This window comes from Pseudomonas asuensis (genome assembly GCF_014646755.1).
Classification (GTDB): Bacteria; Pseudomonadota; Gammaproteobacteria; order Pseudomonadales; family Pseudomonadaceae; genus Chryseomonas; species Chryseomonas asuensis.
This window is the reverse complement of record NZ_BMNW01000006.1, coordinates 171613-195354: the sequence shown is the minus strand read 5'-3', so window position 1 is coordinate 195354 and position 23742 is coordinate 171613. Positions and strand designations below refer to the sequence as shown.

Below are 23742 nucleotides of genomic sequence, written 5' to 3'. Positions count from 1 at the left end.
TACGTCACGAATAGTGATCGTTTCCCCAAGCCAACATCTCAGCAATTAAAGCTTTAAGCACAGTTTGCGTACGATGAGCCACGTTCTCTTGGTACCCAAATGGCTCTATTTCTTCCATGTAGGTACTCTGCGCCAGTTCCAGTTGGACTGCATGGATATTGGCGGCGGGGTCGCCATAATGACGGGTGATATAGCCTCCCTTGAAACGGCCGTTCAGAACATGGGTATACCCCTCTGCCCTGGCACACACGCTTCTAAGGCGATCAGCCAATGCTGAGGCACAACTCTCGCAGTTGAAGGTCCCCAGATTAAAGTCAGGCAATGTTCCATCGAACAGCCGCGGGATGTGTGAACGGATAGAGTGCGCATCGAACAATAGCGCATAGCCAAATTGGTCGCGTAGCCGCTTTAATTCAGCGGCCAGGGTCTGGTGGTAAGGTCGCCATATCGTATCCAGGTACAGCGCTCTCTCCTGGGTAGACGGAGCCTTGCCATCCAGAAACAGCGATTTTCCATCAAATAACGTATCAGGGTACAAACCGGTCGTGGCACCAGGATAAAGCGGTGTATCGTCTTCCGGGCGGTTCAGGTCGATTACAAAACGGGAGTAGTTGGCGCTCAGCATGCTTGCGCCTAGCTCAGTGGCGAAAGCATACAACCGAGGGATATGCCAGTCGGTGTCAGGCAGGCATCGGGCATCATCGGCTAGCCCAGCCTCAATAGCCGGTGTGAGCCGTATTCCAGCGTGGGGCATGCTGATGAGCAGCGGCACGCGACCCGGCTTAAAGGTCAAGACATTATCCATGAACTACTTCCTCTCCATGATAAACAATGCGCTTGGGCAGGTCTCCGCCTAACCAATAGGCCAGGTCGGCGGGCTGCTCGATATCCCAGGCGATGAAGTCAGCTACCTTGCCCACCTCTAAGGTTCCGTGGGTAGCTGCCAGGCCTAGAGCCTTGGCGGCGTGTACCGTAACGCCAGCCAGGGCCTCTTCCGGCGTAAGGCGAAACAATGTGCAAGCCATGTTGAGCATGAGGCGCAACGATAGAACAGGCGAGGTGCCTGGGTTCATGTCTGTAGACAGTGCAATAGGCACACCTTCCTCGCGTAACCTGTCGATTGGTGGTAGTTGCTTTTCGCGTAGCAGGTAGAACGCGCCCGGTAAGAGAACAGCCACCGTACCGGAGGCAGCCATGGCCTTCACATCGGCCTCCGTCATATATTCAAGATGGTCAGCCGACAGGGCTTTATAGCGTGCTGCCAGACTGGAACCACCCAGGCTGGATAGCTGCTCAGCGTGCAGCTTGATCGGTAAGCCCAGTGCATGGGCCGCTTGGAAAACCCGCTCCACCTGGGCAGGTGAAAATGCCAAGTGCTCACAAAACGCATCTACGGCATCTACCAGCCCTTCTCTCGCCAGGGTTGGCAGAAGGGTTTCGCAGATGTGTGTGATAAAAGCATCCGGCTGCCCAGCATATTCGGGTGGCAATGCGTGGGCCGCCAGGCAGGTAGTACGAACCGTTAACGGTAGCCTCTGACCTAACTGACGCGCCACTTGCAGCATTTTTCGTTCGGAGGCCAAGTCCAGCCCATAACCAGACTTCACTTCAAGGGTAGTTACCCCTTCGCGTAACAGGCTGGCCAGACGCTTTCGAGCACTTGCAAGCAATTCATCTTCGCTTGCATCCCGGGTGGCCCGAACCGTACTGGCGATGCCTCCCCCCGCTCTGGCAATATCAGCGTAGCTTGTCCCCAGCAGGCGTTGCTCGAATTCGCCGCTGCGGTTACCGCCAAAGACGGCATGGGTATGGCAGTCGATCAGCCCCGGGGTGACCCACGCGCCCTGGAGGTCATGGATTTCATCATAATGCTGGGCAGGAACGGCGCTATGCGGCCCAACCCATTCAATAAGGTTGCCTTGAGTCACCAATGCGCCATGCGTAACGATACCGTAGGTACAGTCTTTCATTGTGGCGAGATGACAATTCTGCCAGAGGCGTTTCATAAACATACTCCGTCCTGCATCAAGCGCTTTTCGCCTGAATTCAACGCGGTGTTTTTGCCATAACCATCCTGATGGGTCGGGAGCCCAGGCGGTCGCGTTCGCACATACGGCGTCCGCCTCTATGCCGTTGGTGTAATCATCGGCAGATTGAGCCCCTGCTCCTGTGCACATCGGATGGCGATGTCATATCCCGCATCGGCATGGCGCATAACGCCAGATGCCGGATCGTTATGTAATACGCGGGCAATGCGTTCGGCAGCCTCGTCAGTACCGTCACATACAATGACCATGCCTGAGTGTTGCGAAAAGCCCATGCCTACACCGCCACCATGGTGTAACGAAACCCAGGTCGCCCCGCTGGCAGTGTTGAGCAATGCATTGAGCAGTGGCCAGTCCGACACAGCATCGGAGCCGTCACGCATGGCTTCAGTCTCGCGGTTGGGACTGGCAACCGAGCCGGAATCAAGATGGTCGCGTCCGATCACTACCGGGGCTTTAAGCTCGCCACTGCGTACCATCTCGTTGAAGGCCAGCCCCAATCGGGCTCTATACCCCAGACCAACCCAACAGATTCGAGCTGGCAGGCCCTGGAAGCTGATACGCTCCTTGGCCATATCCAGCCAACGGTGCAGGTGTGCATCATCTGGAATGAGTTGCTTGACCTTAGCATCGGTCCGGTAGATGTCTTCAGGATCACCTGATAACGCTGCCCAGCGGAACGGTCCTACGCCACGGCAGAACAGTGGCCTGATATATGCCGGAACAAAGCCAGGAAAATCAAAGGCCCGCAGGACACCTTCATCCCTGGCCATCTGCCGAATGTTATTACCGTAATCAAAGACTGGCACTCCCATCGTCTGAAATGCCAACATTGCCTGAACGTGTTCAGCCATAGACTGCTTAGCCGCTTTGATGACCAGCGCAGGCTCGGCCTTGCTTCGGGCACGATAGGTATCCCACTCCCACCCCTTGGGAAGATAGCCATTGAGTGGGTCATGGGCGCTGGTCTGGTCAGTGACCATGTCAGGCCGTATCCCGCGACGTACCAGCTCAGGCAGGATTTCTGCCGCATTACCCTGCAGGGCGATGGAGATTGCCCTGCCCTCGGCCGTGTAGCGCTCAAGGCGCACCAGCGCATCGTCCAGGTCCCTGGCTTGCTCGTCTACGTAACGGGTCTTCAGACGGAAGTTGATTCGACTCTGCTGGCATTCAATGTTGAGTGAGCAGGCGCCAGCCAATGTCGCGGCCAATGGTTGTGCCCCACCCATGCCGCCCAGGCCAGCCGTCAGAATCCATCGGCCCTTGAGATCACCTTTATAATGCTGGCGCCCGGCCTCAACAAACGTTTCATACGTGCCCTGAACAATGCCCTGGCTGCCGATATAGATCCAGCTCCCCGCTGTCATCTGGCCATACATCATCAGGCCTTTGGCATCGAGCTCATTGAAGTGCTCCCAACTGGCCCAATGGGGCACAAGGTTGGAGTTGGCTATCAGCACCCGGGGTGCGTTTGCATGGGTTTTGAAAACACCCACTGGTTTGCCAGACTGGACTAACAGCGTCTCGTCAGATTCCAGCGTCTTGAGCGTTGCTACGATGGCATCGAAACATTCCCAATTACGCGCAGCTCGACCAATTCCCCCATAGACAACCAGCTCATTAGGATTTTCCGCTACCTCAGGATCAAGGTTATTCATCAGCATGCGCAGGGGTGCTTCAGTCAGCCAGCTTTTTGCGTTCAACTCAGTGCCGCGCGGGGCTCGAACAGTCGTATCACGGTAACGGGTTGGTTCCGACATAGCAGCTCCTGGTGTTCAAACGTAACAACGCACTTTATGTACTTACTTGTATATACAAGCAAAGCAAATATAAGGCCAGCTGTTCTAAAATCGCTATGACCTGTTGCCCGCGATATACCTTAAGCCGATGTAGACTGGAGAATCTGTATCAGAGGACTAAAACACGTCGCCCCGACTTGAGAATATTTAGATCGCCTTAGCGTTACCGCTGCCTAATCAGTGGGCAAAAACGCTACATTATTGTGCAGTCGTATAGGATGCCTGCTTTAAGTAGAGCCCAAAAAGCTTGATAAAAAGAGTTCACACGATGTTTGGCCTGGATATTGCTCGTCCTGTATATACAGGCATGTACGTGAGTTATTCATTCTCAACGTTTGCCCATGCATACAGGACCTATCATGCATCCAACTCTTGTTATCCAGCCGGGCCAGTTCACGCTCGATGATCTCCGCACCGTGTATCAGCAACAGGTCGCGGTCAGCCTTGACTCAAGCTGTCACGCGGTTATCGAACAGAGCACCCAGACGATTCGTGACATCATAGCCAGCGAGCGCACCGTCTACGGCATCAATACAGGCTTTGGCCTTTTAGCGCGTACGTCGATCCCGACTCCATCCCTGGCGACATTGCAGCGTAACCTGATCCTGTCTCATTGCACGGGAACCGGTCAGCTACTGGATGATGCCAGTGTCGGTCTGATCATGGTGCTCAAGATCGGGTCCCTGGCGCGAGGATTTTCCGGGATAACCCGACAGGTCATCGACGCATTGCTTGCGCTGTATAACGCCAGGGTATACCCCTGCATCCCCTCTCAGGGTTCGGTAGGCGCCTCAGGGGATCTGGCACCGCTCGCGCATATGTCGTCGGTGTTGATCGGAGTCGGTCAGGTCCGTCATGAAGGTCGTACTCTGGAGGCTACCGAAGGCTTGGCAATTGCCGGCCTTACCCCTCTCACGCTTGGGCCCAAGGAAGGCCTGGCGTTGATCAACGGTACCCAGGTGTCTACGGCGCTGGCCTTGCGTGGTCTGTTTGCTGCCGAAAAACTTTTTTCTGCCGCTGTGGTAGCCGGCTCACTGACCGTTGATGCCTTGAAAGGCTCTGATGTCCCCTTCGATCCGCGTATCCAGGCCGTGCGCGGCCAGCCGGGTCAGATCGACGTGGCAGCGCTCTACCGGGACCTGCTGGCCAGCAGCGAAATACGTGACTCCCACCGGGACTGCAAGCGCGTCCAGGACCCCTACTCCCTGCGTTGTCAGCCACAGGTCATGGGTGCCTGTCTTGACCACTTGCGCTTCGCCGCAGGGGTATTTCTACGAGAGGCCAATGCCGTTTCAGATAATCCGCTGGTGTTTGCCGCGGAGGGCGACGTGCTCTCTGGCGGCAACTTCCATGCTGAGCCTGTGGCCATGGCGTCGGATGTTCTTGCGCTTGCCATATCGGAAATCGGTGCGCTCTCCGAGCGCCGTATTGCTCAACTGGTAGACCCTGCACTTTCCGGCCTGCCCGCGTTCCTGGTAAAGGAAGGTGGACTGAACTCCGGCTTCATGATCGCTCAGGTGACTTCGGCGGCGCTCGCCTCGGAAAACAAAACGCTGGCGCATCCTGCTTCCATTGATAGCCTCCCCACCTCGGCCAATCAGGAGGATCATGTTTCCATGGCGACCTTTGCAGCGCGCCGACTGCTTGATATGGCTGGCAACAGCTCCGCCGTCGTAGCGATTGAACTGCTCGGTGCAGCACAAGGCATCGAGTTGCATGCGCCTCTCAAGACCTCAACCAAGCTTCGTGAAGTCCTGGCAATGATCCGTGAAGAGGTGCCTCATTATGATCAGGACCGCTATTTTGCCCCTGATATAGCAGCGGCGCGGGCCTGGGTGGAAAACGGCCTCTTTGCTCGGTGGGTACCTTTTGAACAGCTATATGCCCAAGTTGGAGACTGATGCAGCCTACCAAGCCGTGTTGATTTCAGACTGGGAGCAGAAGTAGAGCTGATGCAATGCATTGACTCGGGCACCTATGCGACTCGACTCACCGCATTACCCATCTGACATGGGTAATACAGCGGCGCGGGAGATAAAACCCTCTGCGCCGCCATCGCCAGACGTGTTGCTCAATGTGGTTTTGGATTTCCAGCGATCCGCACCCCAAGGGCGTGCATGCTCCACGTGATGTGTCGGGCTAGGCCTAAACTGAGCATGTCATTACCCGTTATCGTAGACGCCAACTCGATAGCATTCCGCTCATCAATCAACTGCGTTGGCGCTATTGCAGCTGCTGTTCAGGGCAAACGCTGTATTCTGTACAGCAGCGGTATTCGACGCGACACCAATATCTCCAAAGCCTATGCCTCCGATGTTGCCGTCGGCGAAAGCGAAAAGGCTGGCGCACGCTATGCCCTGGATATTCTGCGCGAGCATTGCGGCTCGCCCTGGCGCTGTTAGACACCCGCCCCTTATGCGACTGGTTCTTTTGTCAGAACCGCTCTCCTTTTCTTACGGGTGACCATACATGAACCTGATCGAACAAACCTTAGCCACGCTGCGCTACATTCTGGACAGCAGGGCCATTGTCACCGGTGGAGCAATCAATCCGCGCCACCACACGGACTGGAGCCATTACGGCCCTACCTGCCCGAACGTTCTGCTACTTCCTCGTACCACGGAAGAAGTGTCCAAAATGCTGCGTATCTGCAACACACACAAACAGCCGGTAGTCCCGCAAGGAGGAATGACGGGGCTTGCTGGCGGTAGCGTGCCCCGCGCAGGTGACATCGCGTTGTCGCTGGAGCATATGGCAGGTATCGAGGAAATCGACGCGGCGGCGGCCACCATGACGGTGCTTGCAGGAACCCGGCTGGAGACAATCCAGCAGGCCGCTGCCGAAGCAGGCTTTCTGTTTCCGCTTGATCTCGAAGCCCGGGGCTCTTGTCAGATTGGCGGCAACATTGCTACCAATGCTGGCGGCAATTCGGTTATTCGCTACGGCATGACCCGTGATCAGGTACTTGGCCTTGAGGTTGTTCTTGCTGATGGCCGAGTGCTCAACCTCATGAACAAGATGATAAAGAACAACACAGGTTATGACCTGAAACAGTGCTTTATCGGTTCGGAAGGCACATTGGGCGTCATTACGCGTGCTGTACTCAAGCTGCAGCCGCTACCCGGTCATGTCACGACAGCAATGTGTGCGCTGCCCGACTATGCCAATGCGGTACAGCTGCTGCGTGCGCTGCAAAAGCGGATCGGGACGCCCCAGGCCTATGAGGTCATGTGGCCGGCGTTCTATCAGATAGGTGTGGAGTGGTCAGGCCATGCCGCCCCTCTGCCGAGTGACAAGCCGCTTTATGTCCTATTTGAATCAACCGGTTCAGGCGAGGCGCTTGAGGCCCTGCTAGCTGACGCGCGTGGCACTGGAGACGTTACCGACGCGGTCGTTGCGGCTTCGCCCCTCCAGGCGCGCCAGCTCTGGAAGGTGCGGGAAGCGACCCGTGAGTTTTCGGCACGCTTCAGCCCGTTGAGCTTCGACCTCAGCCTGCCGATGGGCGAAATCGACGCCTTTATCCAGGACTGCCAGCAGCAGCTGGATAGCCGCTTTCCAGGCCACCACACCTTGTATTTCGGCCATATCGACGACAGTAGTCTCCATGTCACCATAGATCTGAACTCACTGCCGGAGCCTTCACCTGTGGACGCGCTGAATGACCTGATCTATACGGCGGTTGGAGGACGCAAGGGTTCGGTGTCCGCTGAGCATGGTATCGGTGCGCTTAAGCGTAATTATCTGCATCACTCGGTTACACCCGAGGCCATGGACGTCATGCGTCAACTCAAGCAGACCTTCGACCCGAATGGCATTCTCAACCCTGGAAAGGTTATTGCCTGAATCAGTCTATGCATAAAGGATTGGCTGTCCCGATATATGCGAGTATTCAGGGGCAGCCTGAAGGAAACCAATCAACCGCGCAGGCGCTGCCCCATACTTTGAATGCTTTCTGTTACTACATGGAAAACAGTTGTCGATGACCGAGAAGAACGCGCCGCAAGCCCTGTACCGCCAGGCGAAATCCTTTGTTGAAGGCAAGTTACGCCTGGGGGAATGGAAGCCGGGGGATCTTATCCCCTCGGAAAACCGCCTGGTTGCGGAGCTGGGCATGTCGCGCATGACGGTCAACCGAGCGCTTCGGGAGCTGACCGCCGAGGGCCAACTCATACGGATTGCCGGTGTGGGTACCTTTGTGGCGGATCGCAAGCCACAGTCGAATCTGCTGATGATTGCAAACATAGCGGATGAGATCGCTGCTCGCGGTCACCGCTACAGCTGCGAGATCCTCGAAGCTACACGCGAAGCCGCGTCGATGACAGTGGCCGCAGCGCTACAACTACCTACCGGAAGCTCTGTCTTTCATATCGTGTGTGTGCATTGCGAAGAAGGCATACCCGTTCAACTGGAAGACCGCTATATCAACCCTGCCATGGCGCCGGAGTTTCTTCAGCAGCGTTTCGGTGAGCATTTACAGCCTTCCCAATATCTGTTGCAACACGTCCCGGTTGATGAGATGGAGCATATTGTCGATGCGACTCTGCCTACCGCAGACGAATGCAAGGCGCTAAAGATTGACCCGTCCGAGCCTTGTCTGGTCCTGATGCGCCGCACCTGGGCCGACCGTCAGACCGTGACCTATGTGCGGTTCCTGCATCCTTCCTCCCGCTATCGGCTGGGTAGCCGCTTTCCTGTCAACGGGGGTAATCGCGCACGCTGAGTCAGACCGGCGTCAGCTCGACCAGACAGCAGGCCACGGTGCTACTAGACGCAAGGCGTAGTACCTTCAATTCGCCCGCTTGCTCGATCAGGAAACTATCCTGTACGCCAAGTTGAGCGGACTCAGTGCCTGTCTCAACCGTCAGCGAGTCGCCTGCGCTAAGAATCAGGATGACCGCGGCTGAGGTATACAGGCTGACCTTATCTGATATCGTCTGCCACTGTAGGCGCGCCTGGAATCGAGCTGGATCATAGATCAGGTTAAAGTCACGCACTGGACCCTCAAGCAGTTCGCAACTCACTACAGCCTCACCGGCAAAGGCAAACGGATCGAGTGGCCGTAGTAGGCGGGAACGCTGACCGTTTACTGTCAGTGTCATGCCCATACCTTCCAGCACGGTGATGATGCGCTGATACCCTGCGAACGCTGAGAAGTCCCCCGGCACCTCGACATCTGCAACGGAAAACCGCCAATCGAAGCCACTCTGGCTACCGCTAGTATCCCGGGCGATTTCAAGCGTAACGCCTGCGCCATTCTTCCAGGGCATGCGGGAATAACTGGCACAACGCAATAGCTTGGCGCTCATGAGGCGAAACGTCCTTCCAACCGATAACGTGAGCCGGGGTAGATCAGTCGGGCACTGGTAACCGTTTGCCCGCCTGACCAGGTACGTCGCCGTATTAACAAGCACGGCTCGCCAGGCGCAATGTCAAGCCAGGCGCATTCCTGCGCGGAAGCCAGAATTGCTTCTACGACATGCTCCCCTTCACTTAGCGGCGCGGCCTGAGTCAGGTAAGCATGAGGCGTTATCTGCGTGAAATCCTGCGCCAGATAATCCGGTACCAGGGATGCATTCACGTAACGATCTTCTATCTGCACCGGCACATCGTTTTCGTAATGAACGAGGACGGAATGAAACACTTCTTGCCCTTCACGCACGTTCAGGAGCGCCGCCAGCTCTGGAGTAGCGGTCGTAGCCTCCAGCATTTGCACCTGAGCCCGATGACAATGCCCACGCGATTCGATTTCATCAGCGATGCTGTGTATCTCGAATAGAGCCGCTTGCCCTTTGGGCTCCGCCACAAAGGTTCCAACACCCTGCATTCGTATGAGTACCCCGTCCGCCGTCAACTCGCGCAAGGCTCGGTGAACCGTCATACGGCTAACGCCTAGTTCGGCTACCAACTCGCTCTCGGAGGGAATCTTGTGGTGAGGCGGCCATTTACCGTTCTGAATCTGCTGAACGATCGTATGCTTCACGCGGGTATAGAGTGGTGCAGGCGCGGCTTCCAGGCCCTCGGGTAGATAGGCTGGCTTGGTAGTCATCAACAAATTCCTGGAGTCGTAGGGTTTCAAGTTTACGGCCCCCGCATACATCTGTATATGTATATACAAGTATAATCTTTGCCAGGATATGCGTATGCATGGGTATTTTGCTGAGCGCGCCCTGTTAGCCCAGGGGTGGACACAAAACGTACGAATCGAAGTCTCGGAAGATGGCATTATCGAACGGCTTATACCGAACACTTCGGCGGATCAGGGGGAGCGACTCAGGGGGCCCGTCCTGCCCGGCATGCCCAATCTGCACTCTCATGCGTTTCAGCGCGCCATGGCAGGGCTTGCAGAAGTCGCTGGCAACCCCAACGACAGTTTCTGGACCTGGCGTGACCTGATGTACACCCTGGTCAGGCGGCTCCAGCCAGATCATATCGAGCTCATAGCACGCCAGCTCTATATCGAAATGCTCAAGGGCGGTTATACCAGCGTCGCGGAGTTTCATTACCTGCACCATGACCGGGACGGTCGACCTTATACAAATCAGGCGGAACTGGCGCTGCGGTTGAGCCAAGCCGCACAAGACATTGGCATCGGCCAGACCCTTCTACCGGTTCTGTACTCCCATTCAGGGTTTGGTGGCCAAGTACCTACAGATGGACAAAGCCGTTTCATCAACAGTACCGATAGTTACCTGCAACTGGTTGCACACCTTCAGGCTGAACTTGCCCAACGGCCAAGCCAACGGGTTGGTTTATGTTTCCATTCCCTGCGCGCCGTGACCGAACAGCAGATCCATACGGTAATCGCCCAGGCAGAGACTAATATGCCGATCCATATTCATATTGCCGAACAGCAAAAAGAAGTAGAGGACTGCCTCGCCTGGTCTGGTCGTCGCCCACTGCAATGGTTATATGACCACATTCCGGTCGATGCTCGCTGGTGCCTGGTCCATGCGACACATGCCCAAGCGGATGAAGTGATGCTTATGGCGCGAAGTGGTGCCGTTGCAGGGCTGTGCCCAACGACCGAAGCCAATCTGGGCGATGGTATCTTTCCGGCGGTGAGCTACTTGAGCCAAGGCGGACGTCTGGGCATTGGCTCGGACAGTCATGTTTCTGTCAGCATCGTGGAAGAGTTACGCTGGCTCGAATACGGTCAACGCTTACGGGACGAGCGCCGTAATCGGCTGTATAGATCGCATCAGCCCAACGTAGGCCGCACTCTATTTGAGGCGGCGCTTGCTGGCGGCGCACAAGCACTGGGGCAACCTATTGGCGCCCTGGAGGTAGGCAGGCGTGCAGACTGGCTCGTGCTCGATGAAAATGACCCCTACGTCGCCAGCGCCAAAGAAGATGCCCTACTCAACCGCTGGCTGTTTGCTGGCCATGATCGGCAAATCCGTGATGTGATGGTGGCTGGCCGCTGGGTTATCCAAGATGGCCACCATGTACTTGAAGAGCAGACCGCGGTGCGCTTCGCCGATCTTCTGCATGCCATACTTTAGTTAGCTCGATTCCTCAATTGGGGCAGTGGCTGTTAGCAGGCGCGAAGCGGTGTTCTTATAGGCTATGGCGCAACGCCATAAGGCATTTGGTCGTATAGTTGAAAGGCTTATGCTAGGCGAGCTGCGCTAGTTCAAATGCTGACTACACTCACGGAAGACACAACTGCTTCAGTCAAACAGGTAAAAACCAATGCGTAGGAACAGGGAAGAATGGGTTTCCATGCTTGAATCACGAGCTCACCATGAAACGCTCTGGTTTAGCCGTGCGCCTTTGCTGATTGGCATCGTTGCGGCGGTTGTGGTCTGCCTGGGCTATGTCTTTTCCCACTGGACCTTTATGGCAGTGGGACTCTTTGTCCTTATCATCGGTTTTAGCACCCAGGCGGTTCTCTGGTTCGGCTTAAAGGATCTTAATCGTCGCCGCTAACTCTCGAATCGCCCTTGCTTATAAAAGGGACACCGGCCAAACGGCGCGCTCAAGCAATACGTTAAGACTGCCTAAAGCGAGCACAAGCGGGTTTCATGAGCAGAATCCCCCAGACCTGCTCGCATATACCTTTATCCAACTTAAATAGCCTGTTGTAGCACTCAGATCAGCCTGGCTTTTGCGGTTAGGGTCTTACTAAAGAACTCTGCAACCATTGGAAAAATGCAACCACGCTGGTGGAGTACCTCGTCCGGCTTTTGGGTATTCCTGTACTGCAGATGGAAAGGGCCTCTTTCATCCAGATCGTTACGATTGAAAAATCCGTGTCCTAACCCCTCGATAAGCACAAGCTCCGCATTACACCCCGCCTGAGCAAGCGCGTTATATAGCATCTCGCTTTGCTGCCAGGGCACCGCGGTGTCACTTAACCCGTGAAGGATCAGAAACGGCGTGTTCTGGGGCCGGATATGGCTTATAGGGTTGGCCTGAGCCACCTGATCCGGCACTTCTAAAATAGGCGCACCGATAAAAAGTGATTCTAGCGAATCCGGGTCCGTACTTCGTTTACCCGCGGGTAGCTGGATGGATTCTGGATCGTCCGAGGGCTTGCCGTCAGGGTCACGAAATTCGTCCTGTCTGAGAAAGTCAGTCGGGCCATAACCATCTACCAGCGCTTGAACGTCGCTGGAATATTCCGCATAAGCGTCTCCAGCAAAGCGCTCTGAGCCACTCAGCGCCGCCAGCGCGCCTAGATGGGCGCCGGCCGAGGAGCCCCATATGCCTAGTTGGGAAGCATCGACCCCATATTGGTCAGCCACGGAGCGAAGCCAGCGGATTCCTGTTTTTACATCCTCTACAGCAGCAGGAAACGGCGCAACGGTAGACAGCCTGTAATCAATACTCGCCATCGCAAACCCCTGGGAAGCAAAGTATCGCTGCAGGTCAGGCGCCAACTTGCGATCGCCAAATCGCCAACCGCCCCCGTGCAAGAACAAGATGACAGGCGGTGGAGCGTCGACTGAGTCTGGCAGGTAGAGATCGGCTTTAAGCACCTCTCCGTCAGGAGCCGCAAAGGGAATATCAAGAAAGGTTGGCATATTGACTCCTCCAGACCATTACTGACGTGGCAGTACTTTCAGATCGATCGTATCCAGATTGGCCAGAACGCGGTCAAAGCGGAACGCTGGCGGGTCGAGTGGAAAAAGGTGTGGCTCGTAAGGATCGCCAATCAAGCGGAAGAAAGGCTCGAAGAGGCCAGGAATCAACCATCCCAGGAAGCGCGTGTACGGTGCATCCAGGCGATACGAGTGAACGCAGTGCGCAGGCACTTGAATATAGTCGCCGGGCAGAACTTTGATCTCTTCTCCATTGATCCACATCGTCATATGGCCATCGATACAAAAGAAGTTTTCCGCGTGTTCCTCATGGTAATGAGGAGGAATGGCTTCTCCAGCAGGCCCTTCGGTCATTACCGTAATGAAGCGGTCCCCACTTGAGGCCTGAGTTTGCAGGAAGGAAAACACCTGATCAGCCGCCACCAGCCGCTCACCCTCACCTTCTCTTAGGACATAGGGCTGGCGAGTGGACGGCAGATCAGCTTCAACCACGGGACGGGCGTCCTCCCAGGCAATGGGTTGATCCAGTATCTCAAGATCTGACAGTACCGATTGATACTGCTGGCGGGTCAAGGTGGGGCCGGGTTGCTCTGGCGGTACTGGTCGCGAAAAAGGTGTACCAAGCGCAGAGTATACGGCTGCCCCTTGCTGTCCAGTCGTCCACGCAAGCACTCGCGTACGCCAGCTAAGCATCCGATAGGCATGCGGTGTCTGTGAAGGGATGTAAGCATAGTCACCACGGTTGAGTAGACGGAGCTCACCGTTTAGGAATAGCTCAAGTTGGCCGTCCATTACGTACAAGGCCTTGTCTGTTTCGCTGTGCAGCATGAGCGGCGATTGCGTATCTTTACTACCAGACAGAATAAATGCCTCAAACAGCCCGCCGGTCTCCTGGCTACGTGCGATAAAGGTTACAACAACATCTCCTAGCAACAGGTGCTGTCCTTCCCCATTGCGTAAGGCATAAGGGCTCTGCTGGCCGGGGAGCTTTCCAATGGCTACTGGCTGCCTGCCAAGAGGTTCGCTTGAGTATTGGACGTTTGCGCTGAGTGAACTCATAAGATTACTCCGAAAAGCGGCTTGTATGAGTCTACCTTACGAGGTTTCACTAATCAGTTTCCAACGCTTTATTATGATCAATTAATCATCTGGAGTGATCATGGAGCTAAGGCATCTCAGGTACTTTACGGTACTAGCACAGGAGTTACATTTCGGCCGTGCGGCAGAGCGCCTGTGTATCGTCCAGTCGGCGTTAAGTATGCAAATCAAAGCGCTTGAGCATGAGTTTGGCCTACCGCTTTTTATACGTAACAAACGCAATGTCACGTTGACCCAGGCTGGACGCCTGCTGCTCAAGGACGCACAGATCACACTTCAACATAGCGAGCGAACGGCGTTTCTGGCCAAACAGCTGGCCAACGGCGCTGCGGGCTCCCTGAGGATTGGTTATGTGGCCAGCGCGTTGTATTCAGGAATTCTCCCAAGAATACTGCGCAAAATGCGCCGAGTGATGCCAAATGTTCTTCTGGACGTTGATGAGCTTCATCCTTCAGGTCAGTATCCGGCGCTGATGGAGCGCAAGATAGACGTGTCATTTGGCCCTACGCTGACCCTTTCACCGCCGGCGGAGCTCTGCCAGCACAAAATTGCATCCTATCCGATCAAGCTGGCCTTACCTACGGATCACTCCCTGGCGTCCATGCAATGTATTCCACCCGAGACCCTGATTCATGAAAGCTTTATCGGCTATATGGGCTCTCATGATGCTTCCGGGACACGTTTAACCCAGTTTTTGCTGGGCTTTGAGCCCAACACGCACTATCGGGCAAATAACCCACAAATGGGGCTTGGCCTGGTAGAGGCTGGCCTGGGCGTAATGCTGGTTGCCGATCTGATGGTGCCGCTTGATGAACGTTATGTTGTACTTCGGGACATACAGGGTATCAGTGCAGAACTAGACACTACGATGAGCTGGCGAGCGGATGAAGATGAAGAAGTAGTGTTGAACGTAATCAAGTTAGCGATGAATCAGGATCCTGCTTGCACTCAGGACGTGACAGGCTCAACCAGAGCGCCATGACAGATCTCGATGTGATGTTTTGCTCTATAAATCAGACTCTAATGAGGACTGGCCGCGTCTACAGTGCAGCCAGCCCACGCTTGAATCTACAGTTGCCTTTGTTTCAGCCCAGAAAACGATGCCCTGAACCCCAAAATAAGGTCCCAGGCCAGAAAGGCGAGCAGGCTGATACCCAATACGGGTAGAAAGACGCCCAGTGCTGCCGAGATCACGACCGTCAGGATTCGTTGAACGAGCCCTAACTCACGCCAGGCTTCTATAAGGCCAGGTTGTGCCACGCTGCTTAGGGTCGGACGGCGACGCCACCAGAGCACGTACCCCCAAACAACCATGACCACCAGTCCGCTTGCAAACGCTATCAATAACAACTGGTTGGCAAGGCCAAACAAAACCCCCATGTGTGCATCGATTCCCCACCGGGTCAGTTTGGCCGGCAGTGAATACTGAGCAAACGTAACATGATCTACCACCGCCAGTGTGTTGGGGTCGATGGCGACGGCATCCACATGAGTAGGCCAGCGACGGTCGATCTCACTCACCGTCCAGGCCTTGCCCGGCTGCATAGGTGGTTTGATTTCGACTTTCGCAGCGTCGATATGCTGGGTACGCGCGGTGGCCATTACCTGATCGAACAGTACTGGATCAATCGGATCGGCCTTTGGCATATGATCCATGTGCATATGGTGTTCGGCATGCTCATCCATGCGCATCTTCATAGCCGTAGCACTATTCAGTTCAGTCGAGACGGCAGGGGTCGACCAACCATAATAGCTACGTAGAACGCCGATGTTGCTACCTGCATACTCTGACCAGGTCAGCCCTGTGGCGGAAAAGAATAGCAGCCCTATCAATAACCACACGCCGGTGGAGGCATGTAGCGAACGCAAGCCTGCAGGCGTTTTATGGCGCAAACGCATCCGCCGTGAAGCCCACAACACCAGACCGCCCAGACTAGCCACCCATAGCCACGATGCCGCCAGCTCACTATAGATCCGGCCAACATCGCCCAACAAAAGACCACGATGGAACTGATCGAGCCAGGTTCGTAATGGCAGAACACCACTCGTCCCGTATACCTTCATGTCTCCTTTGACTTCACCCGTCACCGGGTCGATAAATATGGCGCGGCTTTCAGAGGCCTTCAAGCTTGGTTCACTAAACATGACCCGCGTGGTATCACCCGGTGCAGGGGCTGGTCTTACAGCGCTAACGCGCGATAACGGCTCCACTTCTGCCTGTGCGGCCCGTACTTGTGCAGCCAGACTCAGTGATGGTCCCTGACTATGGGTATGTAAGGCATCCGCATAGAGGTAGTTTTCAAGTTGCGGTGTCAAAGCGTAGACAATCCCGCTCAGCGCCGCTACGAATAAAAAGGGACCGATAAAGACCCCGATATAAAAATGCAGCCTTTTAAGTAATTGGATAAAGGCGCTCGGGCTGTTTTGAACCGGCGCAGACAAAGAACCTGACATGTGATTTCACCACGGCTAAGCACTACGGCAACACAGGGTTGCCGCTAACAAAGGGTTAGGACGTAAATGCAAAGTGCACGTGTAGCCAGGAGCTGTCAGGGTGCCCGTGGATTAATGCAGGAAAACGTATCCCGTGGAGGTCGGCAACGGCCGATTTCAATCTGATACAGGCGTTGCCGTTTATAACGAAGCAACCAGCCCAGCGCAGCAAACATCAGAAGCGCCAGGGGCAGTGTGCCCGCAAACGCACAATCGCTCATGGCGAGCTGCTCTAATGGCGAGGTATGAGATGAGGCAGCCATGTGCATAGTGCCTTTATGCTCATCTGCTGCGCGGGTCATAGTGGAGTGATGCGCATGATGAGCCACTCCTACCACCGTATCGTGCAGCGAAGGGATGCGGTACGTCTGCCCATGCATGACACCATGGCCCAAACTGCAAGCGAGACCATTGAGCAGGATGACTGCAACCAGTATCCAGGCAAGAGAAAAAAAATGGGCTCGGACTAACTTCATACCCTTAAATTTAGCATTGATGTCCGGCTCAGACCATACACACACTAGAACCAGCGAGATAAGAACCGGTTTTATTATCGAATGTATGCCTGCTGCCTGATAGGAAATAATCGCCAGTGCCGCTCGCTTTAGACCGACACTGGCATATCCGCCTGGCGCACAACAATGAACCCTGTATCAGGCTTGTCTCGGTTGACCATTGGACGCTGAAAGTCCGCCATCCACAGGTAAATTCACACCGTTTACGAACCGAGCGTCATGGCTGGCCAGAAAGGCGATGACGTCAGCGACTTCTTCCGCTTCAGCAGGTCTCCCCAGTGGGATACGCTCCTTGAAGCTGGCCATAAGCGCCTCGTTGCCTAGCATGTCTTCCGTCAATTCGCTTTTAGTAAGGCTAGGACATACAGCATTGACCCGAACGCCCTCCTCGCCAAAATCCATGGCGAGTGCCCGAGTAAAATTGGTAACAGCGCCTTTGGCAGCATTATAGATACTCATGCCCCAGTCACCGCCCAGTCCCGAAACCGAAGAGACATTGACGATACAGCCTTTGTGCTTGATCAGCTCTGGCAGTGAGCATCGGCTGCAATAAAACACGCCATCAAGGTCGGTAGCCATTACCTTGCGCCAGTCTTCCACATCCGCCTCGGTAATCTTGCCTTCCGCTACAGTGCCTGCGTTATTGACCAGCACATCCAGGCGTCCGTACTTCTGGACGACATCGGCGACCAATTGTTCAACCTGGCTCAGGTCCGACACGTCGGTCGTTTTAATGTAGCTCCTATCAGCCGGGAGAGAGTTAGCCACCTGCTCAAGTTTTTCAGCAGTTCTACCCACCAATATTACGTTGGCACCTTCCTCAGCGAATCGCTTGGCTGTTGCAGCGCCAATGCCCGATCCTGCACCTGTTACAAGCACTACCTTGTTTGTAAAACGAGTCATGTCAGCCTCTCTTGGTCATGGAATGCATGACTCAGTAGAACCGCAGCAGCAATTGCAAGTTCATCAAAATGGCTTGCCAGAGCACTTTAGCGCCCTGAAGGCGATGCCTTTTCCTAACAGGAATGGGGCAGCAAACCATTGATCGATTATGTGCCCCCAAGCAATCGCCTGAAGAGAACTCATAAGCCTTCTAAATATCTGTACCAGGCGGCTCATGAAAACCCTTCTAGCAGCCTGCGGCGCTTCTGATAAGTGTCGTGCTGTAAAGTCACAGCGCTTGCCTGGCTGATCTGTTCTGAACAACCTCTCAAACGCTATAAATCATTAGATTTACTATAAAGGACAACTGTCTATCTTACAGGCAGAGCTTTTTGCTTAATCCTTAGCTTAAACAGGCGACCTTTTCATGATGGCCTAAATGGATTTAGACAAATAAAACAATGCGTTAAATCAAGCCAGAACAAAGACCACCTATATGAAATTATAATAGCCTTACTATTATAACTGTTTATATCCAGTGACCTCATCGCTATAAAATGGGGAGATCACGGCATAGCGATATTGAACATTCTGCTAAATAGCCCACCAAACAACCCCGATCAATCTCGTCACTGTTTGTCGTCTAACATTACCCTTCGCACATATTTAGTCCTACTAGTTTCCAGAACACTTTTACGTGAATTTCTAAATCCGAATTATCGCTCTTAAGCAACGAACGACTTGTAACATTTTGACTCTGAGCTGTATCGCAAGGATTAGGTAGGTATATAAACATGCGCGCCTCAGGGTTACTTATTATTGTTTTAAGCCTACTGGGTAGCCAATACGGTGTGGCATCGACGCTTATTCAAGCGCCCTATGGGACCACACAGGATGGTCAGCCGGTGACTCGCTACACCATGACCAATGACAAAGGTGTCAGCGTTTCCTTTCTGAGCTTTGGTGGCGTCATTACCGAGATTGTTACGCCTGATCGGGATGGGAAACGTGCCAACGTGGTACTTGGCTACGATGACCTGAAGGGTTATGAAGTCGTTGATGCGCGTGAGGGTATCCACTTCGGCGCGCTGATTGGCCGCTATGCTAACCGCATCGCCAAGGGACACTTCGTGCTTGATGGGGCATCCTATCAACTAGAAAAAAATGACGGTCCCAATACGCTGCACAGTGGCAACAAGGGATATGACAAGCGCGTCTGGCAGGTTACACCGCTGATGACTGAAGGGCCGGTCGTCAAGGCCGCGCTAACGCTGGAGAGTCCAGAAGGCGACCAGGGATTTCCGGGTAATCTTCAGGTCACCGTTACCTATAGCCTTTCCAATGACAATGCTTTTCGGATTGACTATCAGGCCCAAACTGACAAGAGCACTGTCCTTAATCTGACCAACCACAGTTACTTCAATCTGGCCGGCCCTGACAGCATTCATGGTGTACTAGACCAAGTGGTACAGATCAATGCTGATCATTATCTCCCCACTGATGCCCAGTCTATCCCCACCGGCACCTTACAACCTGTCGAAGCCAGTGTGTTTGATTTCCGTACACCCAAGGCCATAGGTAAAGACATTCGCAGTAACGACCCGCAGCTGCTTTATGCCCATGGCTTCGACCATAACTGGGTCTTGAACAAAAGCGCTGATCCAAAGGAGTTACAACTCGCAGCCAAGGTCATTGATCCTGAAACAGGCCGCACGCTTGAGTGCCTGACGACACAGCCTGGCCTGCAGTTTTACACCAGCAACGCTCTTAAAGGGAACGTAGCCGGAACAGGCGGCAAGGTGTATCGGCAAACCGAGGCATTTGCGTTTGAAACCCAGCATTACCCAAACAGTCCAAACCAGCCGGCATTTCCCAGTACGGTATTAAAACCTGGGGAGGTCTTTAATAGCTCGACCGTATTCCGTTTTGGTATCCAATAACGCCTTTGATAGTTAACTGAAGGATTCACGCTTCTTACAAAGAGAGAAACCGTTGATGAGTACTTTATCGACAAGATCTGGATTGAGAACGTTTACTGTCATTATTACAGCACTATTCGCGCTGATTTTAATGATAGGAGGGGCATGGCTTGCAGTATTAGGCGGCTCGTATTACTACGTGGTCAGCGGTATTGTTCTGTTGATTTGTGCCGTCCTGCTTGCGCGTCGCTCTACTACTGCAATCTGGCTTTATGCGGTATTAATGCTCGCCACTCTTATATGGGGGCTCTGGGAAGCGGGTACAGATTTTTGGGCCTTGGTGCCACGCCTGGATATTTTAGGCCTGCTAGGTATCTGGCTCTTGATACCAGGAGTGACGCGCGGGATCGGTGCAGGGCTCAGGGCCAGTAAGACTTTCCTGTCTGCAACACTGGCGCTGGCTATTGCCGTACTGGTGTACTCAATTTTCAACGATCCGCAGGAAATAAGCGGCAGCATGGCTTCTGCGCAGCCCGCTCAAGCTCAGCCTGTTGAGGGTGTCAGCCCGGCGGACTGGCCTGCCTACGGCCGGACCCAGAGCGGAACACGATATTCGCCGCTTAATCAGATCAATGAAAATAACGTCAAGGACTTGCAAGTCGCCTGGACGTTTCGCAGCGGTGAATCGAGAACCGAAAATGACTCGGGCGAAACCACCAACGAGCTGACACCTATCAAGATCGGCGACAACATGTATATCTGTACCACGCACCAGATATTGGTCGCGTTGGACCCTGCTACCGGCAAGGAGAAGTGGCGATTCGACCCTAAACTCAGGTCAGAGCCCTCTTACCAGCACCTGACCTGCCGTGGCGTATCGTATTACGACCAAGCCAACACCACTGAGTTTGCAGCTAGCCTTGCGGGTAAGACTCCAGCTCAAACCAGCTGTCCACACAAGGTGCTCCTGCCTGTCAATGATGGTCGCCTGTTTGCTATCAACGCAGACAATGGTCAACCCTGTAGTGAGTTTGCCGACAATGGCGAGCTGGATCTCAAGAAGATGCACCCTTACACCTACCCAGGTGGTTTGCAGCCTACCTCCCCGCCTGTTGTAACCGGGACGACCATCATCATTGGAGGCTCGGTTACTGATAACTTCTCCGTCCATGAGCCTTCTGGCGCTATTCGTGGCTACGACGTCAATACCGGTGAGTTGAAGTGGATTTTTGATACGGGGGCGGAAGACCCTAATGCCATTCCAACGGATGGCCAGACCCTGGTAAATAATTCACCCAATGCCTGGGCGCCTTTGGCCTATGATGCCGCTGCAGATGTGGTTTATGTACCAACAGGCAACGCAACCCCGGATATTTGGGGCGGTCATCGTACCCCGCTTATGGAACGCTATGCCAGCGCGATCGTGGCATTGAATGGCTCGACGGGTAAGTTGGTCTGGTCCTACCAAACTACCCGCCATGACTTATGGGATATGGATGTTCCTTCTCAGCCCACGCTGGCTGATGTAAAGACACAATCCGGAGAGACTGCTCCTGCCATTTATGTGCCTACAAAGGCGGGTAACCTGTTCGTACTGGATCGTCGTGACGGCAAGCCTATCGTGCCTATCACTGAGGTACCTGCCCCACAAGGTGCCGCCGAGGGTGACTGGGTAAGCCCGACTCAACCACGCTCTGCACTGAATCTGACGCCTATCCAGACACTTACTGACAAGAACATGTGGGGTGCCACAATGTTCGACCAGCTGATGTGTCGCGTCATCTTCAAGCGCCTGAGCTATAAGGGGCAATATACCCCACCCTCTGAGCAAGGTACGCTCGTTTTCCCGGGTAACCTGGGCGTATTCGAGTGGGGCGGGATCTCCGTTAACCCTGATCGCCAGGTGGCGCTGATGAACCCTATGGCGCTGCCCTTTGTCTCCAAGCTGATTCCGCGCGGCCCGGGTAATCCCATGTGGCCGGAGGAAGGCGCGAGAGGGACTGGCACCGAAACCGGTATTCAACCTCAATATGGCACGCCATTTGGTGTGGAAATCAATGCTTTTCTCTCACCATTGGGCCTGCCCTGTAAGGAGCCTGCCTGGGGTTACGTCGCTGGCGTCGATATGAAAACCCATGAGGTAGTATGGCGTAAGCGTATCGGTACCATCCGCGACAGCTTGCAGGGTCTTCAGCTACCGCCTTTGAAAATTGGCGTTCCCATGCTGGGCGGTCCTATCTCTACCGCAGGTAACCTGATGTTTATTGCCGGTACTCAGGATAACTATATCCGAGCGTTTAATGTGACTAACGGCGACAAGGTCTGGGAAGCGCGTTTACCGGCAGGTGGCCAGGCGACCCCCATGACCTATGAAGCCAATGGCAAGCAGTACATTGTCATTATGGCCGGCGGTCATGGCTCTTTTGGCACCAAGATGGGCGATTACCTGATCGCATACGCCCTGCCTGATTCCAAGTAAAAGCAGTAATCAGGTTATTTGCCTTAACAGAGCCCGGACAGGTTTATCCGGGCTCTGTCGTTTTACTTCATATTACTCAAACACCTATCGCCCTATGAGCCCAGAGCATTAGCTCAGCCGGTTTCTGCGTTATGCTTGGCCACACTCCTGCACCTGCACACAAGCGCCTTACCTAATGGTCCAGCGTGCCGAATCATGACAACAAGAGATAACAACAATGCGAGCATTTTTCAGGTACTGCACCGCAGCCCTGGCCTTTAGTCTTTTGGCCAGCCCTTTATACGCTGCGGAGAAAGTGATTTTCGATACCGATTTCAACGTACTAAACGATGACGGACAGGCTTTCATCATGCTGGCGCAACTGCATGCGCAAAAACGCATCGAGCTTCTAGGCATGACGCTGGTCAGTGGTAACGCCTGGGTTGATCAAGAGCAGGTAGATGCCCTTAAGGCCGTCGAGCGTATGGGGGTAGAAAACGAGATTGGCGTTTATTCGGGCGCAGCCTACCCGCTGTTGCATGACATTGCCACGTACCCACATGAGCAGGCGCTATTTGGCGCGGGCTGGCCTGGTGCCTTCCAAAACGCACGGCCAACTTCAGCTGATCAGCTCACGCCTCCACCCGATGGCCTTGCTTCCCACACTACGCTGCGTCCTGAATCAGCAACCCAGTTCATTATCGAAAGCGTCAAGCGGCATCCCCATGAAGTCACGATCCTTGCGGTAGGCCCTTTGACCAATATTGCCTTAGCCATCCGCAGCGCACCAGAAATCGTTCCGCTGATCAAACGTATCGTCTACATGGGAGGTGCCATTGAAATACCTGGCAACACCACCCCTGCGGCTGAATTCAACTGGTGGTTCGATCCAGAGGCGGCAAGGATTGTTTTGCGCCCACCTGTAGAGCATGTGATTTTTCCCAACGATGTCTGTGAGAAGGTCATTTTCAACGCTGAAGTCTACAAGCGTATCGTTGCAACCGAAGGGACAATTCCAAACCTGTATAAAACGGTACTAGGCCCAGAGTTTGACAAAGACCCTGGTTATCAGAGTTTTACCTGGGACAGTCTTCCAGCACTGTTTCTGGTACATCCAGAGTTGGTAACCGAATCGAAAGACTTGTGGGTAGACATCGACACCCATTTCGGGCCGGATTATGGAAGATCATTGGGTTATGAAAAAACCCCTCCAATGGGTACTCAGAAAGCCAAGGTGGTGTTTGGTATAGATCAACAAGCCTTTTGGGATGACTACGTTAAGCTTGTCACCCTGCCTGCCCCAATCAGACAGCGGTGAGGCAGGCTCGCAAGCCTTCTTAGGGTTGTTGGCAAAGCTGCGACAACCCACCCTGTTCAAGCATAAGCAAAGTTACCCTTTGCTTCCCTTATGATCAGGATGCCTTCAAACGCTTAAGGTCATGTTAGATCTTAAGCATGACCCCTGATATATAGGGAAAGATGTGTTTCT

General features: G+C 54.2%; 21 protein-coding genes. 11 read left to right on the top strand and 10 right to left on the bottom strand.

The features are described from left to right. Positions 1-4: 4 nt before the first annotated feature. The 3 genes from hutG to hutU form a co-directional block, all read right to left on the bottom strand. Positions 5-805 (bottom strand): N-formylglutamate deformylase, encoded by an 801-nt coding sequence (gene hutG / locus IEX86_RS14810; RefSeq protein ID WP_188866901.1) that lies wholly within the window; start codon positions 803-805, stop codon positions 5-7. Next, complete coding sequence (gene hutI, locus IEX86_RS14805; RefSeq protein ID WP_188866900.1) at positions 798-2006, bottom strand: imidazolonepropionase; 1209 nt, start codon at positions 2004-2006, stop codon at positions 798-800. Before hutI ends, hutG begins: the two co-directional genes overlap by 8 nt. Before the next feature lie 119 nt (positions 2007-2125). Beyond that, the gene (gene hutU / locus IEX86_RS14800) at positions 2126-3805 is read right to left on the bottom strand and encodes a urocanate hydratase (RefSeq protein WP_188866899.1); all 1680 of its coding nucleotides are present in this window, start codon (positions 3803-3805) and stop codon (positions 2126-2128) included. A 398-nt stretch (positions 3806-4203) separates the two neighbouring features. Between hutU and hutH the strand changes: the two genes are divergently transcribed. The 4 genes from hutH to hutC (IEX86_RS14780) all read left to right on the top strand — a co-directional run bounded on the left by hutH (position 4204) and on the right by hutC (IEX86_RS14780) (position 8564). Continuing rightward, positions 4204-5745, top strand: coding sequence for a histidine ammonia-lyase (gene hutH / locus IEX86_RS14795; RefSeq protein WP_188866898.1), 1542 nt, complete (start codon positions 4204-4206; stop codon positions 5743-5745). Positions 5746-6000: 255 nt separating this feature from the next. Beyond that, the gene (locus tag IEX86_RS14790) at positions 6001-6246 is read left to right on the top strand and encodes a hypothetical protein (RefSeq protein WP_188866897.1); all 246 of its coding nucleotides are present in this window, start codon (positions 6001-6003) and stop codon (positions 6244-6246) included. A 67-nt stretch (positions 6247-6313) separates the two neighbouring features. Then, on the top strand, positions 6314-7687 hold the full coding sequence (locus IEX86_RS14785) for an FAD-binding oxidoreductase (protein ID WP_188866896.1): 1374 nt from the start codon (positions 6314-6316) through the stop codon (positions 7685-7687). 136 nt (positions 7688-7823) lie between these two features. After that, positions 7824-8564 (top strand): histidine utilization transcriptional repressor HutC, encoded by a 741-nt coding sequence (hutC, locus tag IEX86_RS14780; protein ID WP_188866895.1) that lies wholly within the window; start codon positions 7824-7826, stop codon positions 8562-8564. A 1-nt stretch (position 8565) separates the two neighbouring features. Here hutC (IEX86_RS14780) and IEX86_RS14775 read toward each other — a convergent pair whose 3' ends face one another. Both IEX86_RS14775 and hutC (IEX86_RS14770) read right to left on the bottom strand, forming a co-directional pair. After that, the gene (locus IEX86_RS14775; protein WP_188866894.1) at positions 8566-9150 is read right to left on the bottom strand and encodes a HutD/Ves family protein; all 585 of its coding nucleotides are present in this window, start codon (positions 9148-9150) and stop codon (positions 8566-8568) included. Then, entirely contained in the window at positions 9147-9890 is a 744-nt protein-coding gene (hutC, locus tag IEX86_RS14770) for a histidine utilization transcriptional repressor HutC (RefSeq protein ID WP_188866893.1), read from the bottom strand. Before hutC (IEX86_RS14770) ends, IEX86_RS14775 begins: the two co-directional genes overlap by 4 nt. Before the next feature lie 94 nt (positions 9891-9984). On the opposite strand from hutC (IEX86_RS14770), the gene IEX86_RS14765 reads away from it, so the two are divergent. Continuing rightward, the gene (locus IEX86_RS14765; protein ID WP_188866892.1) at positions 9985-11346 is read left to right on the top strand and encodes a formimidoylglutamate deiminase; all 1362 of its coding nucleotides are present in this window, start codon (positions 9985-9987) and stop codon (positions 11344-11346) included. Positions 11347-11566: 220 nt separating this feature from the next. Next, positions 11567-11773 (top strand): hypothetical protein, encoded by a 207-nt coding sequence (locus IEX86_RS14760; protein ID WP_188866891.1) that lies wholly within the window; start codon positions 11567-11569, stop codon positions 11771-11773. Between the two features lie 161 nt (positions 11774-11934). Here the strand turns inward: IEX86_RS14760 and IEX86_RS14755 are convergent, their stop codons facing one another. Continuing rightward, on the bottom strand, positions 11935-12870 hold the full coding sequence (locus IEX86_RS14755; RefSeq protein WP_188866890.1) for an alpha/beta hydrolase: 936 nt from the start codon (positions 12868-12870) through the stop codon (positions 11935-11937). 18 nt (positions 12871-12888) lie between these two features. After that, on the bottom strand, positions 12889-13947 hold the full coding sequence (locus IEX86_RS14750) for a quercetin 2,3-dioxygenase (RefSeq protein ID WP_188866889.1): 1059 nt from the start codon (positions 13945-13947) through the stop codon (positions 12889-12891). 100 nt (positions 13948-14047) lie between these two features. Here IEX86_RS14750 and IEX86_RS14745 point away from each other — a divergent pair, with 100 nt between their 5' ends. Then, positions 14048-14968: a LysR substrate-binding domain-containing protein gene (locus tag IEX86_RS14745; protein ID WP_188866888.1), complete on the top strand. Its 921-nt coding sequence runs from the start codon at positions 14048-14050 to the stop codon at positions 14966-14968. Between the two features lie 86 nt (positions 14969-15054). On the opposite strand, the gene IEX86_RS14740 is transcribed toward IEX86_RS14745, so the two are convergent. Next, positions 15055-16440, bottom strand: a complete 1386-nt coding sequence (locus tag IEX86_RS14740; protein WP_188866887.1) for a PepSY-associated TM helix domain-containing protein — start codon at positions 16438-16440, stop codon at positions 15055-15057. A gap of 95 nt (positions 16441-16535) precedes the next feature. Beyond that, positions 16536-16742: a hypothetical protein gene (locus IEX86_RS14735; RefSeq protein WP_188866886.1), complete on the bottom strand. Its 207-nt coding sequence runs from the start codon at positions 16740-16742 to the stop codon at positions 16536-16538. A 54-nt stretch (positions 16743-16796) separates the two neighbouring features. Here IEX86_RS14735 and IEX86_RS14730 point away from each other — a divergent pair, with 54 nt between their 5' ends. After that, complete coding sequence (locus IEX86_RS14730; protein ID WP_188866885.1) at positions 16797-16949, top strand: hypothetical protein; 153 nt, start codon at positions 16797-16799, stop codon at positions 16947-16949. 183 nt (positions 16950-17132) lie between these two features. Here the strand turns inward: IEX86_RS14730 and budC are convergent, their stop codons facing one another. Continuing rightward, positions 17133-17897 (bottom strand): meso-2,3-butanediol dehydrogenase, encoded by a 765-nt coding sequence (gene budC, locus IEX86_RS14725; RefSeq protein WP_188866884.1) that lies wholly within the window; start codon positions 17895-17897, stop codon positions 17133-17135. Positions 17898-18670: 773 nt separating this feature from the next. Between budC and IEX86_RS14720 the strand changes: the two genes are divergently transcribed. The 3 genes from IEX86_RS14720 to IEX86_RS14710 all read left to right on the top strand — a co-directional run bounded on the left by IEX86_RS14720 (position 18671) and on the right by IEX86_RS14710 (position 23571). Continuing rightward, the gene (locus IEX86_RS14720; RefSeq protein WP_188866883.1) at positions 18671-19816 is read left to right on the top strand and encodes an aldose epimerase family protein; all 1146 of its coding nucleotides are present in this window, start codon (positions 18671-18673) and stop codon (positions 19814-19816) included. Between the two features lie 82 nt (positions 19817-19898). Beyond that, on the top strand, positions 19899-22274 hold the full coding sequence (locus IEX86_RS14715; RefSeq protein WP_308423898.1) for a glucose/quinate/shikimate family membrane-bound PQQ-dependent dehydrogenase: 2376 nt from the start codon (positions 19899-19901) through the stop codon (positions 22272-22274). Positions 22275-22491: 217 nt separating this feature from the next. Then, complete coding sequence (locus IEX86_RS14710) at positions 22492-23571, top strand: nucleoside hydrolase (RefSeq protein WP_188866881.1); 1080 nt, start codon at positions 22492-22494, stop codon at positions 23569-23571. The last annotated feature ends 171 nt before the right edge of the window (positions 23572-23742 follow it).

Bases quoted from the DNA above. Each gene is read 5' to 3' on its own strand.
- hutG (WP_188866901.1), bottom strand. From the start codon at position 805: ATGGATAATGTCTTGACCTTTAAGCCGGGTCGCGTGCCGCTGCTCATC.
- hutI (WP_188866900.1), bottom strand. From the start codon at position 2,006: ATGAAACGCCTCTGGCAGAATTGTCATCTCGCCACAATGAAAGACTGT.
- hutU (WP_188866899.1), bottom strand. From the start codon at position 3,805: ATGTCGGAACCAACCCGTTACCGTGATACGACTGTTCGAGCCCCGCGC.
- hutH (WP_188866898.1), top strand. From the start codon at position 4,204: ATGCATCCAACTCTTGTTATCCAGCCGGGCCAGTTCACGCTCGATGAT.
- IEX86_RS14790 (WP_188866897.1), top strand. From the start codon at position 6,001: ATGTCATTACCCGTTATCGTAGACGCCAACTCGATAGCATTCCGCTCA.
- IEX86_RS14785 (WP_188866896.1), top strand. From the start codon at position 6,314: ATGAACCTGATCGAACAAACCTTAGCCACGCTGCGCTACATTCTGGAC.
- hutC (WP_188866895.1), top strand. From the start codon at position 7,824: ATGACCGAGAAGAACGCGCCGCAAGCCCTGTACCGCCAGGCGAAATCC.
- IEX86_RS14775 (WP_188866894.1), bottom strand. From the start codon at position 9,150: ATGAGCGCCAAGCTATTGCGTTGTGCCAGTTATTCCCGCATGCCCTGG.
- hutC (WP_188866893.1), bottom strand. From the start codon at position 9,890: ATGACTACCAAGCCAGCCTATCTACCCGAGGGCCTGGAAGCCGCGCCT.
- IEX86_RS14765 (WP_188866892.1), top strand. From the start codon at position 9,985: ATGCATGGGTATTTTGCTGAGCGCGCCCTGTTAGCCCAGGGGTGGACA.
- IEX86_RS14760 (WP_188866891.1), top strand. From the start codon at position 11,567: ATGCTTGAATCACGAGCTCACCATGAAACGCTCTGGTTTAGCCGTGCG.
- IEX86_RS14755 (WP_188866890.1), bottom strand. From the start codon at position 12,870: ATGCCAACCTTTCTTGATATTCCCTTTGCGGCTCCTGACGGAGAGGTG.
- IEX86_RS14750 (WP_188866889.1), bottom strand. From the start codon at position 13,947: ATGAGTTCACTCAGCGCAAACGTCCAATACTCAAGCGAACCTCTTGGC.
- IEX86_RS14745 (WP_188866888.1), top strand. From the start codon at position 14,048: ATGGAGCTAAGGCATCTCAGGTACTTTACGGTACTAGCACAGGAGTTA.
- IEX86_RS14740 (WP_188866887.1), bottom strand. From the start codon at position 16,440: ATGTCAGGTTCTTTGTCTGCGCCGGTTCAAAACAGCCCGAGCGCCTTT.
- IEX86_RS14735 (WP_188866886.1), bottom strand. From the start codon at position 16,742: ATGGCTGCCTCATCTCATACCTCGCCATTAGAGCAGCTCGCCATGAGC.
- IEX86_RS14730 (WP_188866885.1), top strand. From the start codon at position 16,797: ATGATGAGCCACTCCTACCACCGTATCGTGCAGCGAAGGGATGCGGTA.
- budC (WP_188866884.1), bottom strand. From the start codon at position 17,897: ATGACTCGTTTTACAAACAAGGTAGTGCTTGTAACAGGTGCAGGATCG.
- IEX86_RS14720 (WP_188866883.1), top strand. From the start codon at position 18,671: ATGCGCGCCTCAGGGTTACTTATTATTGTTTTAAGCCTACTGGGTAGC.
- IEX86_RS14710 (WP_188866881.1), top strand. From the start codon at position 22,492: ATGCGAGCATTTTTCAGGTACTGCACCGCAGCCCTGGCCTTTAGTCTT.